The sequence below is a fragment of the Streptomyces sp. ADI95-16 genome, assembly GCF_003721495.1.
GTDB lineage: Bacteria > Actinomycetota > Actinomycetes > Streptomycetales > Streptomycetaceae > Streptomyces > Streptomyces goshikiensis.
Genome location: NZ_CP033581.1, coordinates 5,149,469 through 5,164,925, shown reverse-complemented (window position 1 = coordinate 5,164,925; position 15,457 = coordinate 5,149,469). Strand labels below are relative to the sequence as shown.

General features: G+C 62.7%; 19 protein-coding genes and 1 other RNA gene. 7 read left to right on the top strand and 13 right to left on the bottom strand.

The features are described from left to right. Positions 1-36: 36 nt before the first annotated feature. The 12 genes from EES41_RS23190 to EES41_RS23135 all read right to left on the bottom strand — a co-directional run bounded on the left by EES41_RS23190 (position 37) and on the right by EES41_RS23135 (position 8,789). Positions 37-1,317, bottom strand: coding sequence for a DUF3987 domain-containing protein (locus EES41_RS23190; RefSeq protein WP_164495921.1), 1,281 nt, complete (start codon positions 1,315-1,317; stop codon positions 37-39). A 555-nt stretch (positions 1,318-1,872) separates the two neighbouring features. Continuing rightward, entirely contained in the window at positions 1,873-2,241 is a 369-nt protein-coding gene (locus tag EES41_RS41550) for a hypothetical protein (RefSeq protein ID WP_164495920.1), read from the bottom strand. A 228-nt stretch (positions 2,242-2,469) separates the two neighbouring features. Beyond that, complete coding sequence (locus EES41_RS23180) at positions 2,470-3,129, bottom strand: hypothetical protein (protein WP_123080152.1); 660 nt, start codon at positions 3,127-3,129, stop codon at positions 2,470-2,472. A 104-nt stretch (positions 3,130-3,233) separates the two neighbouring features. Beyond that, positions 3,234-3,470, bottom strand: a complete 237-nt coding sequence (locus tag EES41_RS23175) for a hypothetical protein (protein WP_123080151.1) — start codon at positions 3,468-3,470, stop codon at positions 3,234-3,236. Beyond that, positions 3,467-3,772 carry a hypothetical protein gene (locus EES41_RS23170; protein WP_164495919.1) on the bottom strand — a complete coding sequence of 102 codons (306 nt, stop codon included), beginning with the start codon at positions 3,770-3,772 and terminating at the stop codon, positions 3,467-3,469. Before EES41_RS23170 ends, EES41_RS23175 begins: the two co-directional genes overlap by 4 nt. Before the next feature lie 464 nt (positions 3,773-4,236). Continuing rightward, positions 4,237-4,620 (bottom strand): hypothetical protein, encoded by a 384-nt coding sequence (locus tag EES41_RS23165; RefSeq protein ID WP_123080149.1) that lies wholly within the window; start codon positions 4,618-4,620, stop codon positions 4,237-4,239. 21 nt (positions 4,621-4,641) lie between these two features. Continuing rightward, positions 4,642-4,722: hammerhead ribozyme type II (locus tag EES41_RS23160), an RNA gene on the bottom strand. 1,628 nt (positions 4,723-6,350) lie between these two features. Beyond that, the gene (locus EES41_RS23155; protein ID WP_123080148.1) at positions 6,351-6,686 is read right to left on the bottom strand and encodes an Lsr2 family protein; all 336 of its coding nucleotides are present in this window, start codon (positions 6,684-6,686) and stop codon (positions 6,351-6,353) included. Positions 6,687-6,840: 154 nt separating this feature from the next. Further along, positions 6,841-7,026, bottom strand: a complete 186-nt coding sequence (locus tag EES41_RS23150; RefSeq protein ID WP_123080147.1) for a DUF397 domain-containing protein — start codon at positions 7,024-7,026, stop codon at positions 6,841-6,843. A 9-nt stretch (positions 7,027-7,035) separates the two neighbouring features. Next, on the bottom strand, positions 7,036-7,878 hold the full coding sequence (locus EES41_RS23145) for a helix-turn-helix transcriptional regulator (RefSeq protein WP_123080146.1): 843 nt from the start codon (positions 7,876-7,878) through the stop codon (positions 7,036-7,038). A gap of 7 nt (positions 7,879-7,885) precedes the next feature. After that, the gene (locus EES41_RS23140; protein WP_123082642.1) at positions 7,886-8,410 is read right to left on the bottom strand and encodes a DUF6879 family protein; all 525 of its coding nucleotides are present in this window, start codon (positions 8,408-8,410) and stop codon (positions 7,886-7,888) included. Beyond that, a complete protein-coding gene (locus EES41_RS23135; RefSeq protein WP_123080145.1) occupies positions 8,370-8,789 on the bottom strand; it encodes a hypothetical protein in 420 nt (139 codons plus the stop codon). Before EES41_RS23135 ends, EES41_RS23140 begins: the two co-directional genes overlap by 41 nt. A gap of 409 nt (positions 8,790-9,198) precedes the next feature. On the opposite strand from EES41_RS23135, the gene EES41_RS41545 reads away from it, so the two are divergent. From EES41_RS41545 to EES41_RS23115, 4 genes are all read left to right on the top strand, one after another. Then, on the top strand, positions 9,199-9,465 hold the full coding sequence (locus EES41_RS41545) for a hypothetical protein (RefSeq protein WP_164495918.1): 267 nt from the start codon (positions 9,199-9,201) through the stop codon (positions 9,463-9,465). Positions 9,466-9,945: 480 nt separating this feature from the next. Then, positions 9,946-10,581: a hypothetical protein gene (locus EES41_RS23125; RefSeq protein WP_123080143.1), complete on the top strand. Its 636-nt coding sequence runs from the start codon at positions 9,946-9,948 to the stop codon at positions 10,579-10,581. Positions 10,582-10,583: 2 nt separating this feature from the next. After that, positions 10,584-10,886: a hypothetical protein gene (locus tag EES41_RS23120; protein ID WP_123080142.1), complete on the top strand. Its 303-nt coding sequence runs from the start codon at positions 10,584-10,586 to the stop codon at positions 10,884-10,886. A gap of 310 nt (positions 10,887-11,196) precedes the next feature. Next, the gene (locus EES41_RS23115) at positions 11,197-12,126 is read left to right on the top strand and encodes a hypothetical protein (RefSeq protein ID WP_164495917.1); all 930 of its coding nucleotides are present in this window, start codon (positions 11,197-11,199) and stop codon (positions 12,124-12,126) included. Here the strand turns inward: EES41_RS23115 and hemC (EES41_RS23110) are convergent. Next, positions 12,116-13,051, bottom strand: coding sequence for a hydroxymethylbilane synthase (gene hemC / locus EES41_RS23110; protein ID WP_123080140.1), 936 nt, complete (start codon positions 13,049-13,051; stop codon positions 12,116-12,118). The two genes, EES41_RS23115 and hemC (EES41_RS23110), sit on opposite strands and share 11 nt — an antisense overlap. Before the next feature lie 99 nt (positions 13,052-13,150). Here hemC (EES41_RS23110) and hemC (EES41_RS23105) point away from each other — a divergent pair, with 99 nt between their 5' ends. The 3 genes from hemC (EES41_RS23105) (at position 13,151) to EES41_RS23095 (ending at position 15,455) form a co-directional block, all read left to right on the top strand. Beyond that, positions 13,151-14,068 carry a hydroxymethylbilane synthase gene (gene hemC, locus EES41_RS23105; RefSeq protein WP_123080139.1) on the top strand — a complete coding sequence of 306 codons (918 nt, stop codon included), beginning with the start codon at positions 13,151-13,153 and terminating at the stop codon, positions 14,066-14,068. A 277-nt stretch (positions 14,069-14,345) separates the two neighbouring features. Beyond that, positions 14,346-14,915 carry a peroxiredoxin gene (locus EES41_RS23100; RefSeq protein WP_123080138.1) on the top strand — a complete coding sequence of 190 codons (570 nt, stop codon included), beginning with the start codon at positions 14,346-14,348 and terminating at the stop codon, positions 14,913-14,915. Positions 14,916-14,918: 3 nt separating this feature from the next. Next, on the top strand, positions 14,919-15,455 hold the full coding sequence (locus tag EES41_RS23095; protein WP_008737352.1) for an alkyl hydroperoxide reductase: 537 nt from the start codon (positions 14,919-14,921) through the stop codon (positions 15,453-15,455). Positions 15,456-15,457 lie beyond the last annotated feature (2 nt).

The following is a 15,457-nucleotide window of genomic DNA, read 5'->3' as shown; positions in this document are numbered from 1 at the left end:
TGAATGCCCCACATGGGGCGATGGTGATGGAGAGGACTAGACGCCTTGGAGCGCCATAAGGAACGGATTGCCCCCAGTCGAAGTGGGCATGGATGCGCTCCGAGCCGGCCGCGGTACACCACCTGACTTGCCGACCGCCCGGTACAACTTCACCGGCCTGCCGGGGCCATCCTTGATCTCTTGGTGGAAGATGAGCCCTCGCTCCTCCATGTGCTGGAGGTCCGAGGCATGCGCCCCTGAGGCCCGCTGTAGGACAGCGGATCGCAGGCCGCCCGGATGCTTGGTCAGCTCAGCTAGAACCCGGTCCTCCGGCGTGGCCTTGGCCTTCTTCCCCGGCCCGTCTTTCGTCAGGTCGAGGACCGTACGCACGCTGTGACGTACGAAGGTGACGGCGGCATCCATGTGTGCCCGGGTGACCAGGTCTGCGCCCTCAGTGGTCGCTAGAAGTGCTGCGACGCGAAGGGTCTGTTCGGCGGTACGCGACACGAAGTCGCCCTGGTGCTTCGGCAGGGTCTTGAGTAGTACGCGCTCAGCTCGGCGCAGGACCCAACTCAGATGGTCCGCCGCCTTGGTAAGGCGTATGACGTGTCGTTCGCTTGAGGCCCAGTCGAAGGCAGAGACGAGATCACTGGTATCGACCTTCGGCAGTTTCCTGCTCCTCAGCAGCGGCACGTCGTCCAGTGCGATAGGCAGGATCCGGTTGAAGGATCCGCCTGCCGCGTCGGTGAAGCTCACGAACTTTCGCCAGTCCGAGGGCGTGATGTGGGTATGAAAGACAACCCGCGCGTTACGCACCTCTTGCGGCGTGTCGTTCTCTGACTTCTTCTTCGTGGTGTTCCGCAGAACGGCACAGTCCCAGCAGTGACGGATCTTGGATGTGAAGGAACTGTCTCGGGCGGTCCTTTCCAGGATCTCCCTCCATTCCTCCTCGATCACAAGAACCCTCGTGTCAGCAATTCCGTACGCTTCCTCGGTTCTCACCATCTGCCTGTATACGTGGTCTACCAAAGCAGCACCCGAAGTCAGACCAGAGGTTTCCCGCAGCTCGATGTCACGCCCGATAGAATCGGACATGATGTGTCGAGAGGCCTCAAGCGATACACCCTTTCCGGCGCCGGTCTCGGCCACGACGGCCGTCGACACCAAAGGGCTTCGCCTGTAGCCGGCATCGAGAAACACCCTGTTCCCTATGGCCATAGACCACATGGACAGGCATGCCGCATAGATGCCAACGGGATCCGTTTCGACGTACGGTGCGATTTGCTTCACCGCGCGGCCGATGGGGCCGTAGAACACTACGTCCCGACTTCCGTTCATTGTTCCTCTCCATCGATCACGGCGACCGTTCCGAAGGCGTCCATGAAGAAGTCCCAGAGGGCTTTCCCATGTCTCTGACACACTCCGGTCTCGGCCACGCTGCCGAAGGTCATGGAAAGCAGACCAACAGCAGCGGCGTGGGTTCCCTCCAGCTTGCAGGGTCCACAATTCATGACCTTCTCCTTTTCTCTCTCTGCTACCTGAAAAAGGCAGCATTGCGCCCCGGCCGGCATTTGCAACCGGCCTGATCCACCTAGGAGGGCTACCCGACTACTCCGTAAGTCTCTTCACGAAGTGACGAGCGTTGCTGGTGTACGCCACGAATTCGGCATCGCGAGGCGTGTACTCACCGTGGGCCAAAATCCTGGCCGCAAACCGTCCCTCGTCATTGTCGTAGCGCAGTAGCATTCGATATGCCCATGCACCCCCCGTGACGAGGATCTGATTCATCTCTCGGATCCGAACGATCTGCCAGTCGTGACTCTTGAGTTCCTCCTCAAGGTCATCAATGGGTTCCGTGTCGGGAACGTCCCGACCGTGATATCTGGCCACCGGTCAGTACTCTCCGGTGTATTCGGATACCTCTAGTCCGTCGATCACTGCCAGCCCGATCTTGCCAACGAATCGATCCGTGCTGTCCTTTCCGGTAGCGGCCCCGCTGTTGATCAGGAAGTCCGTGCTAATCGCGTTCCACGAGTAACCGGCTCGGCGCCGTATAAAAGCCCCGGGGGAGATCGCCTTAACCGCAGTTTCCCGCAGGTCAAAGGCTTCCCTTTGGGTTAGCGTGCCAGCGGCTTCATAGCCTTCCGTGACTGCCCTGGCCCGCGTGCGAGCCGTTGTGAGATCAAAGACGGCAGTGGCCCCGCATTCCGCGCACGTGATGTCACGAGGATGCGAGTCGTACACCGGCTTTGCCTCAATCACGGCCTCTCCGCATGCGGTAAGGTGGCCGGACCACGACGCATGCACTTCTCCCGGAGTGCTCTCACTCCAGGCTATTTGCATGTGCTTGAGGTTTCCATACCTCATGTCGTCGGTATTTATCTTTCTCCTCCTTCTCTCAAGTGGCCATGGCAGGCCACAGCGCCCCTATCCGGAGTCGAACCGGTACGCCTCCCCAAATGGGGTAGGGGCTGATTTAGATCAGTTGAATCAGATGCCCGCGAGCACGAGGCCACCGAAGACGGCGAACTGCATGATCGCCTCGGCGTCCTCGGGTTCCAGGCCCTCGTCGATGAACTGTGTGACGCGATCTGCGTCCTTCTGCATCAGGTCCACGAGCGCCGATTCAGCGCGCGTGTATCCGCGCATCAGGTGATCGGCCGTGCGCAGCATCGACCGCACGTCGCCGGCATCGATCGACACCGGTCCTAGGAACTCCCCTTCACCCTCCGGCGCAGCCGTCCAAAGACGGGCAGCCCAGTAGGCGGGGGCCTCGTAGAACGTGACGTCGATCCGGAACCTGCCGAGGAGCGCGGCGTGCTGGAGCAGCCGTAGGAGGTCGTCTGAGGTGATGCCCATGTCCCCGCCGTGGCGTGCACGGCGCTGCATGGAGTCGTCTCCCCACGTGACCTCGTCTGGGTCATAGATGACCGTGCGACCAAACAGCAAGTGGTCGTTGCACACCGCCAGGCGCGCCAGGAGCTCATCCGGCCCTGTGTCGGGCGGGATCGGCTCCTGATGCTGGAGACAGCGGGTCATGGACTCCCCCGTGAAGGCGCGCGTGGCCTTCACGCGGCCGTCAACGTTCCACTCAAGCCGGACGAAGCCAGCCCGCGGCACGTAGCCGTACGCAAGGTTGTCGTAGTGCACTTCTCCCCCTTCTCCCTGAGCAGCCTGAATGGCTGTCGCGCCCCGGGCGGGAATCGAACCCACACTTAATCCAGTTCACCGATGAGGCGATCCGGGGCTATCTGTTACTTGTCGCAGAACGAGGCGTACCCTCGGAGCACTGCGATGGGTCGGAGGCATTCGTGCCAATCGCCCCAACGCGAGGCGGCGAGCTCATCAGCCACGTCGCTTGCGTCGTCGGGGTCGCTTGCCCACACGTGATAGATCTCTGCCTGCTCACCGCTTGTAGGCGGATCTGGTTTTTCGTAGAAGTCGGCGTTCCAGTCCTGGATCACCGTGAATGGGCCCAGGAATACCTTCACCACTGCTCCTCGATATGCCAGACGGCCGCCCTCGCGAACGGCTCATCGCCGACGAAGGCTCGCCGCTTTTCGAGCTTTACGTACCGAGACGGTTCCGCAACGAAATAGTTCACGGTTTCCAGAACGATGCGGTGCTGCGCCGCCCGGATGGCTTCGCGCCTCGATCGATAGACATAGGCCTGGCTCACCATGGAGTCATGTCGGCCAGGCCGATATGCACTGATCTTGTAGCCCGGCCCCGAGTAGGAACTGAGCTTGAAGAGAGTGAACCCATCCGCCGGATCCCCGAAGTGATGGATCATCTGCCTGACGGTCTTTCCTACGTAATCCACCTGTCGGGTCTCCATTTTCGAGGACCGCAACCGTGCACCATGCTGTCGTCGTCTTACGCATTCGCGGTAACTAACACCGCGACCATAAGCACGCTTCAGAACTACCTCTCGATGGAAACCCATCAGAGATCTAATCATTTGCTCCGACCTCCTGAACGTACTCATCGCGGTATGCGACGTAGAGACGGCTGTGTATCAGGAGGGTTGATTCCCCCGGATCGAGCACAATGTCCCGAGGCCACAGTTTGTGACCGCAGTCAACGCACTCGAAGTACAGGCGCCTCACGTCCGCGAACAATCCTGTACTGCATGAGCCGCAGTGGATTGGGCCGTACGTCAAGAGCTTCCCCTTTCTCTACGCCTGCCACATCAGCACGGGTAGGCGAACTCCCGTGGACGCGCCACACCTATGAAATAGGTGCAGCGCGTTTCGGCTAAACCTCGTGTAGCACTTCAATGGAGACCGGGCGACCGGTGACCCCATAGAAGGCGTCAATGAGCTCTTCCATGCGCTTCTGCGCATCCTTGCGAGCGCACTTGAGCTCGATGAAATGGATGGTCTGCGCGGTGTCCTCATCCTGGATTCCCAGCACATAGCTGGAAATCAGCTCGGGTTCCATTCCAGGAACGATGTCGCCCCCGATCACCCCCAAGGAGCACCCGCAATCCGCCATGAGCGGCGTCGGCTGATGCGCCTGGCAGGTTTCGATAAACCCAGCATCATCAGCGTCAGCAGCTGCCTGCTCGGAGCCTTCATGAAGCCGTCCAACCGGGACAACCTCGATGAAACCGCCAAGCAGACGCGAAGAAGCACGCATCACAATTCCCCTACCTTTCCTTTTGGCCTGCCACATCAGCACGAGGAAGCCATCCCCCGCGGACGCACTTCTCCCCTGGCCGGCGAGGAGTGCGTTTCGGCTTTCATTCAGTGGATCCGGTTCACCAGGCCGCGTCAGAGACGTCGTCCTCGTAGTACTCGGGCAGGAAGCCGCGCGCCTGATCCCCGGTACTCCCTGGCGCGATAAACGTGCAGGGAAGTCTTTTGGGGAATCGGTCATCGAGGCAGGGCAGCAGCCCGTCCTGACAGTCCCAGCAGTCCACTTGATGGCTCCTTCCTTAGCGCGCCGTACAGAGTTAAGTAACTCCGCAAAAAAAATAAACGCGCATCCCTCTTGGATCGACTTGCCTTACAGGCCAAGGCCTGCAAAGGCAGCGCCGAGGACAGGACTGGCATAAGGAGGCCGCCTTGGCAAGCGACACACCGACCTGTCCCCCACGCTGCACCGAAGTGCAAGAGAGAAAGAAAGAAATTGGAGAAGTTCGCGGGATATCCTTGACGTATGCGCAGGTAGTCACTCTCAAAGGAGGCTAGTCAGGAACACAAGTGTCCCGTCTGCCGCGCATGGTTTCGCAGATGACGCACCCCGCGAACATAGCTACATTGTTGAGTTCTCAAGAAACAGATGCTTCCTTTGTGACGCTTCACTTAGGCAGCCTCGTACGATGGCGTCACACAACACAGCTTGCCTACAGCTGCGCCAACCACCGCGTCACAGGCCGATCCACGCCCCTCCGGGCATTAATCAGTAACGCATTCACCGCTTCCAGTGAGGGCGACCCCCAAGGCCTTTCGGCCCCGGTTTTCGCCTTTCCCTCTTGGCGATGACCCAACTCTAACACAGGACGTACAGGGTTAAGTAACTGAGAGCCCGGAAATCTCGATCAATTTAACGCCCCTCTGAGCGTCGGGAATTGGGGCACCGAAGGGATTGCACCCCGCGCACCCTAAAGCCCCTGAGATGGCCACACAGCCCCCGGAATGGGCCGTTTCCGCCCACCATTCAGGCGTCAGCCAATCGACCGAGCCTAGGAGGGAAGGGCGGCGACCTATCTATTCAAAGGGGGATCGACGGCCCCCTTTAGGGTAATACCATTTCACGCCTTAGGCTTCAATGAGCACAGACTTAAATAGGTATACCCTTAGGCGGGGTAATGGTTGCTTCAATCGATCGGAACCGCCAGCCGAGGCCCGTCCTCCGGCGATGTACGTATCTGGAACCTTCCAGTGACGAGAGACCTACTTATCTATCTCGCATGGAAAGATAGGTAGGTCTCCGCTGGACCTCACGCCGGAATCTGGCGAACCAGCATTCCTACGCGCCGAGTCCACTGGGCCGGCTCGGCTTCTGATACGTCATTCCAGAGAACGCAGGCGGCAAGCGCCACCTCTCCGGATACGTACGCCCAGCCGTAATCCCAGGTTAGAGGAGATGCTTTCGGGGTCGCGAGAAGGCGCCAATCAAACCCCAAGCGCGCGATGTGAAAGATGTGCGTATCAGACTCTCGGACCGCGTAGGCCTCGGTGACCTCGTCCCAGGTTGGGATAGGTATGACGGTATCGGGGGCAAGCTGTTGCGCTTGCGCCTGGAGCCGAGCGGCCTCGCCGCTGTCCGGGCGGTTCCTCAAGTGGTGCATACGTCCAGGATAGGAGGGTTGTCATGCCATACACGCAGAACAGGGCCTCCGGGCGTACCGAAGGCCCTGTAGGTCAGTGGGCTGCGTTGTAGGCCTCGCGAACGTCCTTCGGTACACGGCCGCGGTCGTTCACCTCAAGGCCCTTCTCCTTCGCCCAGGCCCGGATCGCGGCGGTGTCGTTGGACCCACCGGCCGCGCGGGAAACGGTCGCCCTTGCGCGGCTTCCGCGTGCCGCCTTCCGGCCTACCGAGGTGAACGGAGCAACGGCCTCCAGCAGCTTGTCGTAGCTGTCCGGGGCAAGGTCGATCTCGTAGGCGACGCCGTCAAGGACGAGAGTGTGAGTCGATGCTTCCTGGGTCTCTTCACCAGTCAGGTCATCGGTATAGATGGTTACGATTTTCTGGGCCATGCAGGGGATTCTATGGCCAGACGGCACTTCAGCGGCGCGGGGTCTCTCGACAGTGAGCGCCTGCCGAAGACCCCTACGCTGTGCCCGGATACCCGCGTCTCCGGGCTCCTCGGGTTCCCGTGCCAGCCGACCGTGGGAGGACCGGGATGCCTGCTCAGTTGTCGGCAGCCTTCGCCGATGCGACGAACGCTCGCCAGGCCTCGGGACCTACTGCGAAGGCGCCTCGATCCCGATGCTTACTGTCCCGGACCATGATGGCCCCTGGAGCGTCGTCCGCTACCTCAACACAAGTTTCCGTCCCCGTGTAGGAGCTCGTTCGCCAGTTCAGACCCTCAAGCATCTGTCTCTCCTAATGGTTGAAATGCTCCGCTGCGCCCCTGATGAGTGCCATAGCTCCAGCACCATAGACCGCAGATTGCTTCAATAGCTCGAATGCTTTCGCGTAGATCTCGATCTCTCTTGGCTGAGTGACAGTCATTTCAGCCGAGAAAGTCTCTACAAGTACGAGCTTGTCATCGAACATCGAGAATGAGTGGCCCAGCCAAATCTTTGTCTCCGCCGACTTAGGCACAATGCCCAGGCTCACCCGCACCAACCCCATCAGTGCCGTCAAGCGGTCGAGCTGTGACTGCATTACCTGCGGTCCGCCGACGTTGGAGTAGAGTGCTTGCTCCCCAAGCAGAATGCTGTAGATCCGATTCCCCTCGTAGAGGTATCGCTGTCTCTCCAGCCTCTTAGCCACCGCGGCTTCTGAGTCGTCGGGGATCTCGTACATGCTGACGGATTGCTCGAAGATGGCCTTGGCGTAGTCGGCCGTCTGGAAGGTTCCCCAGATGAGGTTGGGATGCCAGATGCGGAACGCGTTGGTCTTGGCGTAGACGGGTAGCGACTTCTGCTGTCGCTTCTCAATCCCGGTGCTGAGCTGCCGGCGCCAGTCGAGCCACAGCTCATCGATGTGCCGGACGAGGGCGATGAGGTCATCAACGTGCTCCTGGTGGCCGGTAACGCGGCACCATGCTCGGATGTCGTCCTCGCTCGCGTTTTGCTTGCCGTTTTCGAGCCGAGAGACCTTCGACTCCTGCCATCGAAGGGCAGCCGCGAGCGCCCGGCCGCTGTTGAACCCCGCATCCTTGCGGAATCCGCGCAACCGGGCGCCCAGCGCCTCGCGTGTTTCTTGTGCCTGCTTGCTCACGGGTCGGTCAGGGCTTGTACTCGGCGTGGGGGATGGCGCTAGCCCAGAGGAGATCGCGAACTCGGATGCACTCCTCCACGGCGTTCACGTCCTCGATCAGCTCTGAGCCGAGCACCCGACCCTCGTGATCGAAGTGGCCGACTGCCAGAAGCCGATCATCGAACAGCCACCAGTCATTGCCGTCCATGGGCAGGCGGAGCCCATTTGGAAGCAGGTGCCGCGGAAGCCACCTGATGTCTTCGCCAGCTAGCTCGTTTCCATCGGTGAGCGAATGCTCCCACTGGATGTACGGGCTGTGTGGCTGAGTCACCACTCGTACCCGCCGCACGGTTCGACCGTCCGCCGTAACGCGCCGCATCTCCCGGGCCCAGGGCTCAAACCACTGGAGATCGTCGGGTTCACCGCTCAGCCACCTGGTGAACGGTGACTCCTCGTTCGGAACGGTGTAGTCATCTCGCAGTTCCAGGTGGAAGGCGTCGTGCTCGAACGTCTCAAAGAGCCGGTTGCGCTCGGCGCTGGAGATCAACTCCACGCGGTTCCTCCAGTAGGGCAGTGATCGCGGTCCTGGGGACCTCGACCACGGTCTCGTAGTCCGGGATCGACATCTGCGCGAGGGCCTCCGGATCGGTCACCTCCAGGCCCTGAACGATGAACGTACCTTCCGGTGTCAGGACCATGAGCGGGTCCTCCAGGCGCTTGATCTCGCCTGTCGGCAAGCCGTCCTTCGTCAGGTGCTCGAACAGCTCCGTCGGGACCTCCACGGCGGTCTGCCCCTCGGGGATGTCGAGCTGCATCAGCACGTCGTTGGCGAAGATCCTCCATCCCTGCACGAGGTACGTGTCCCGGTCAGTTGCGTAGAGAGTGGGGCAGTCTCCGTTGGCGGAGTTCTTACCAAGGAACCGTAGCTTCATGGTCGTTCCCCTGTCTGCTGCCTTGCGCCGGATTGCGCGACACAACGATGGTCGATCCACTGTTCGGCCCCGTCAACTGGTCTGCTGCAAACTCGCGCAATCTGCTTGGGAGTTGACCGGAGAAGGCTCTACGTTCACTTCGGAACCCACCCGACGCGGCATCGAGGTGTAGCCGATGAGCAGGTCTAGCACGTCGCCCATCCAGGAAGTCGCCAGACCGGACGCCCAGTCGAGTCGGAGGGGCTCCCCGCGTGCGACGGGGGAGGCTTCGCTGCACAACGGCGTCCGGGCCGAGGCCGCTGAGGCGTTCCTCATCGAAAGCCATGCCAGGCAGCATGAACGTCGCTGCCAGCGGGACCTCGTGGCAGGGGCTGCGAGTGTCATCGGGCGGGCTGATCGCCTGGTTCAGGTGACCGACCAGCCGGCCGCCGGTGAGTCGGTTCGACAGACCGTCGTACAGCTCATGCGTCTGGCCAAGGACCTGCTCCCCGCTGCTGACCGGGCGTTGGAGGCATCGCCCGACGGTCGGGCGAAGGACATACTGCGCGGCACCGTAGAACACAGCCGCTCGGTTCTCCTTCAGTGCGACGCCGGAACCATCAAGAACGTCAAGGCCGAGCTGGCCCTTCTGGCGGGCGTATGCCGCCTTCTTCTGCGCTTTCAGGAGGGGCAGTGACCGAGGAGGGAAGCAACCCCCGCGCGGCTGCCAATCCACCGAGCCATCCGCTTCGTCCTGTCGGGTGGCCCCAGTACTTGCGACGTGTCTTCGTGGTTCCCGCCGATTCCCAGCTTCGTCCGGAAATCGTGGAACAGGAACCGGAGCGATGAGCGAGTTGCGTGCGCAGGTCTTGTACGTGCTCGTCATGTGTGGCCTGGCCGCCGTTCTCGGTGCGGCCGTGTGGTTCCAGTGGTGACCCGTCCCGCGGCAGAGCCAGACTACTGGCCAGGTACCGAAAGGATCTTCGCCGATCCGGGCATGGTCCGGCTGAAGGATTGCATCTTTCTCGAAGGCCGGTTGCGACGGATCGAGGACATGCGGACCCCCGGAGTGGGGCCTACCAGCGAAAAGCTCCTTGTGCTTGACGGCAACGAGATCTGGCACATGCGAGCAGCCCGCAACGTATTTCGACCTATCTAAGCTCTGAGGATTGCTATCGTGCCCAAGCTCACGCCTCCGTACGTTGCCCTGTGGGACAGCGAGGTTCCGGGACCCGAGTCTGATTTGATCATCGACGTCACCTCTGAAGGGCCTCGGATCTCTTACGAGAACCTTCGGCCGGGCGAGCGAGACAAGCAGGGGGTCCTGTGGGGGCGTATGTCCAAGTCCCCCGGCCTGGGGAAGATCGATTACTCCTCCATGCACCCCGACCGGCAGTACGAAACCATGTACGCCCTGAAGTGCCAGGTGTGCCGACATCCCGCCAACCGGGATGCTGACGGCTGGCTCTTCTTTGATTGGCGAAGGCCCGAGTCTCCGCCGACCTGGCCCGAGAACTCACGCACCACGATGCCGCCGCTGTGCGCTGCGCACGCCGACGTGGCTAGGAGGCAATGCCCCCATCTTCGTGGGGGCGAGATCGCGGTTCTCCGAGTCAAGCTGCCCCGCCTCTGGGGAGTCGCCGGCACCCTCTATCGCATGACGGCTGAGGGATGGACGACTCATCCGGGCGACGTCGAACTCCCCTACGGCGATTCCAGACTGGCAGGGATGCTCGCTTCCCGGCTTGTCCGTGAGCTGCGAAAGGTGACCGTCATCGAGGTGCTGACCGGATCCGCTTCGAGGGAGAGCTAGCCGTGGCTGCATTCTGGAATCTCAAGCGCATCCGCGCCCTCATCGGACTCCGGCGCCAGTTCGGGCACTACGACGAGATTGACACCTTGGCCGACATGCACTTGGATCCGGACCGCCCGGCGGAGCGTGCCCGCCTCCGCATTTCCCTTTTGGGATTCAGGGCTGAGGCCGGAGGCAAGACTGGCTTCGCCGCCCTGAAGGTCCTCCGTAAAGAGAACCCCGTCCTGGTTCGCTTCGTGTGCGCCTATCTCGCTGTGCTTGCGCTCGCGTCCGTCGCCACTGTTGTGGCTCTGGCCCCGAAGTAGCTTTCGATGCGCCTGTTTCCGCCAGGGAAGGCACGCCGTAAGCGTGCCCGCCTCACCAACTACGAACGAAACGTTCAGCGAATTCTCAATCCGCCACCGGCGACCCTTCGCGAGCGCGTCGGCCACGTGCTGTATGTGCTGGAGTCGCTTCTGTGCCGCCACGTCACGCATCGAGCGCTGTACCGACACCTCGACGCCATGCGCCCCGCTCTGGAGCGGGCAATTCTTGTCCGAGGCGAGTCCGACGACAAGGAAACGACAGCCTCCACACCTCCCGACTTCCGATCGCCTTGACCATGCAGGAGGAAAGATGCCCACACACCGCTTAGCCATCCGGAAGCACCTCGGCGGCCCCACCATGTCGCCCGCCGACCTGACCATGTCATTCCTCGTTCGCGAGGACGGCGAGGAGCCCGGAAAGCGCCCCATGCCGACCTTCACCATCGCGGAACTCGTGGAGGCCGTTCGCGTCCTCGACGACCTGGGTGTCCGGTCGGGGAAGTTCTTCGCCGGCAGCCGACTCAGGGACGACCGCGCCACACAGGCCGCCTCGCCCACCGGGCTTATGGCCCGCGCCATCAAGGCTGTCAAGAAGGCCCGGCCGGACTTCACGATCGTCACGGAGAACTGCGTCTGCTCGCACAACAAGAGCGGCGAGTGCTGGCTCCCCAACGCTGTTGGCGACATCGACGCAGAGGAAACGAAGAAGGTGATCGCCGCTCAGGCCGTCACCCAGGCCGAGGCGGGCGCCGACATCATCGGCCCGGCCTCCATGATCCCCGGCTCGGTCAAGGCAGTCCGCGAGGCCCTGAACGCGGCTGGTCACCGGGGCGCGCTCCTTATGCCGCACCTCATCTTCGACTCCGACCTCTACGGGGGATACCGAGCCACGATGGGGGCTGCTCCGGCCTCCGGTACCCGCGCATTCCAGCTCGACCCATACCGGCCGGAGGAGGCCGTCAAGGTCGCAATGGACATGGTCGAGGAGGGCGCCGACGCCATCCTCCTGGAGCCGGCCCTGTTCACCGTGGACACCCTGGTCACCCTGAAGAAGAAGCTCGATGTACCTCTGATGCCCTTCAGCGTCTCCGGGGAGTACATCCGACTCACCGAGCGCCGCTCTGATGGCACCCTCTACGTTCGGCCGCTGGCGGAGTCGTACACCGTCCTCAAGAGGTCTGGCGCGGACCGAATCATCACCTACGCCGCCCGTGAAATCGCCAAGTACGTCACGGCCTGATCGCCGCGAGGATCTCGGACGCGCCCTTGTCGATGAGTTCGGCAGCGAGGCAGGCGCCGAGCTTCTCGGGGTCTTCCATTGGTCCCGCGCCGACGGCGGTGACTTGCTTCGACCCGTTCAGTGACGTGACTGCGGCCGACAGGTGTAGGAGGCCGTCCTGACCGATCCTTCCCCACGCCCCCACGGGCACAGAACATCCGCCGTGCAGCTCGGCAAGGAGGGATCGCTCGGCCCGCACACAGGCGTCTACCTGCGCATCGCCAGTTCCAGCCAGGAGAAGAGCGGCCGGGGAGTCGACGCGGACGTGAATCCCAAGTGCACCTTGACCCGGTGACGGAGGAAAGTCGGCTGGGTCAAGGAACTCGTGAACATCCGGCATCAGCCCCAGTCGGTTGAGTCCGGCGGCGGCGAGAACAACGGCATGAAGACGGTCTCGACCCCTAATACGGGCTAGCCGTCCAGGCACGTTGCCGCGGATAGGAACGACGTTCACGTCGGGTCGACGCGCCAGGAGCTGGGCAACGCGCCGGGGAGCTCCGGTGCCCACCAGGGCACCTCGGGGGAGGCTGTCGAGCGTGGCCCCGCAAAGCACGTCTCGGACGTCCTCGCGGGGGCCGGGGGTGGTAAGCAGGGTCGTTCCCTCATGGACCGTGGTGGGAAGGTCCTTCAAAGAGTGCACGATCAAATCGACTCTTCCGGTGACCAGGGCCCTTTCCTGGTTGGTGGAGAACGCAGATCCGCCAGCAGTCTTTGCCACTTCGGCAAGCGTGGGGGTAACCCGGTCCTGGTCTCCGCCTTCGAGGATGATCTCCCGCTTGAAGCGGATGCCGGGGAACTGCTCAGCGATCGGTACCAGCCACTCCGCGACTTGCGCCCTCGCCAGCTTGCTTGCCCTGGAACCGATTCGCACCAAGTCGTCGCTCATTCGGGTCAACTCCTCGTATTCAAAGGGCTGTTGACGCCACAGCCTACTTGCACCAGAAGTATGCAGTTTCCGACAGATTGTCACTAAAGGAGAGTCTTGATGACGCCTCTACGCATCGGCGCTCGCGCATCCCTGATGTCTCTCATGCAGACTGCGCCCCTGATGGCCAAGCTCGGCCCTACTCCCATGCTCTTACGCCCTTTCCATGACGCGGCAGGCGACCGGCAGCGGAACCGCGCACCCCTGGAGGCGGAGGGCGTCTTCTCCGAAGAGATCGAGAGCGCCCTGCTCTCCGGCGAGATCGACGTCGCGGTGCACTGCCTCAAGGACGCGCCCACCCACGACACGGCCGGCACCGTAATGGCCGCCTACCTCCCGCGAGACGACCGTCGCGACGCTCTCATCACCCGCGAGCCCGGCCAGAACCTCGCGGCCTTGTCGCCAGGAGCGCGCATCGGCACCGCCTCCGTTCGACGCACCGTTGCCCTCAGGCACATCCGACCCGATGTCGAAGTCGTGCCCATGCGCGGCCCCATCAACAGCCGCCTTCGCGCCATGGAGCAAGGCGAGGTGGACGCACTGATCGTTGCGACCTGCTCGATGGAGCGTCTGGGGCAGTCCCACCGGATCGGCCACCGCATCAATCCCGAGATCATCTGTCCGCCGCTCGGCGCCGCAATCATCGCCCTCCAAACACGCGAGGACGACATGGGCACCCGCAAGGCGATCTTCGGGCTTCACCACGCGGATACCGAGGTCGAAGCGGAGGCCGAGCGCTTGATCCTCAGGCGCCTAGGCGGCTTTTGCAACGCCCCCTTCGCGGGTCACTGCACCACCACGCCTACCGACAAGGGCAGCGCCTACACCATCAGGATCCGCGCTTTCAGCCCCGACGGCCGCACGGTCATTGAGGTGCGTGAGACCGGGTTCGACGCCACCGAGGCGGCCATCGAGGCGTGCCAAAGGCTCATCCGGCACGGTGGCCGCGAACTGGACACAGTGGCCCCAGCGACGTAGCCGCGCCTGCTTGAATGCGACTTCGCGGTACCACGGCGGGCTACCGATCGCCGTGCGACGACGCCCTGACTGGCCCCAGTCGAGCTAGTCCGTGACTTTACTGATCTTTCTGGCGCCCCTTTTTGTCCGCATCGAATCATTGATAGGACAGGCCGATCGCCGCGACTAGCGTTTGCGATTTCTGTGATCAATGATCCCTGTGCCAGCATGTGAGACAGTCCAACCCCCCGGAAAGCCCTCATAAGGGGCCGCTTTCCCGTTCACGCAAGGAGTGCACGTGCTCACCGTTGGTGACCAGTTCCCCGAGTTCGACCTCATGGCCTGCATGTCCCTGGAGCCGGGCAAGGAGTTCGAGCGCCTTGACGCTGAGTGGTTGAAGCGTAACCGGGACGAGAAGGGTTGGTTGGTGGTCTTCTTCTGGCCCAAGGACTTCACCTTCGTCTGCCCGACCGAGATCGCCGCGTTCGGCAAGCTGAACGACGAGTTCGCCGACCGCGACGCGCAGATCCTGGGCGTCTCCGGTGACTCCGAGTTCGTGCACCACGCCTGGCGCAAGGACCACGCCGACCTGCGTGACCTGCCCTTCCCGATGCTGGCCGACTCCAAGCACGAGCTCATGCGCGCCTGCGGCGTCGAGGGCGAGGACGGCTTCGCGCAGCGCGCCGTCTTCATCGTCGACCAGAACAACGAGATCCAGTTCACGATGGTGACCGCCGGTTCCGTGGGCCGTAACCCCAAGGAGGTCCTGCGGGTCCTCGACGCCCTGCAGACCGACGAGCTGTGCCCCTGCAACTGGAACAAGGGCGAGGGCACCCTGGACGCCGGCGCGCTGCTGGCCGGTGAGTGACGGATGTCCCTCGACTCCCTCAAGGCCGCCGTACCGGACTTCGCCAAGGACCTGAAGCTGAACCTCGGCTCGGTCATCGGCAACAGCGGCCTCCCGCAGCAGCAGCTGTGGGGCACCGTGCTGTCCTGCGCGATCGCCGCCCGCTCCCCGCGCGTCCTGCGTGAGCTGGAGCCGGAGGCGAAGGCGGCCCTGTCGCCGGAGGCGTACACCGCCGCCAAGTCCGCCGCCGCGGTCATGGCGATGAACAACGTCTTCTACCGCACGCGGCACCTGCTCTCCGACCCGGAGTACGGCACCCTGCGCGCCGGTCTGCGGATGAACGTCATCGGCAACCCGGGCGTGGAGAAGGTCGACTTCGAGCTGTGGTCGCTCGCGGTCTCCGCGATCAACGGCTGCGGCCAGTGCCTCGACTCGCACGAGCAGGTCCTGCGCAAGGCCGGTGTCGACCGCGAGACGATCCAGGAAGCCTTCAAGATCGCCTCGGTGATCCAGGCCGTCGCGGTCACCCTCGACGCCGAGGCCGCCCTCGCCGCCGAGTAGTA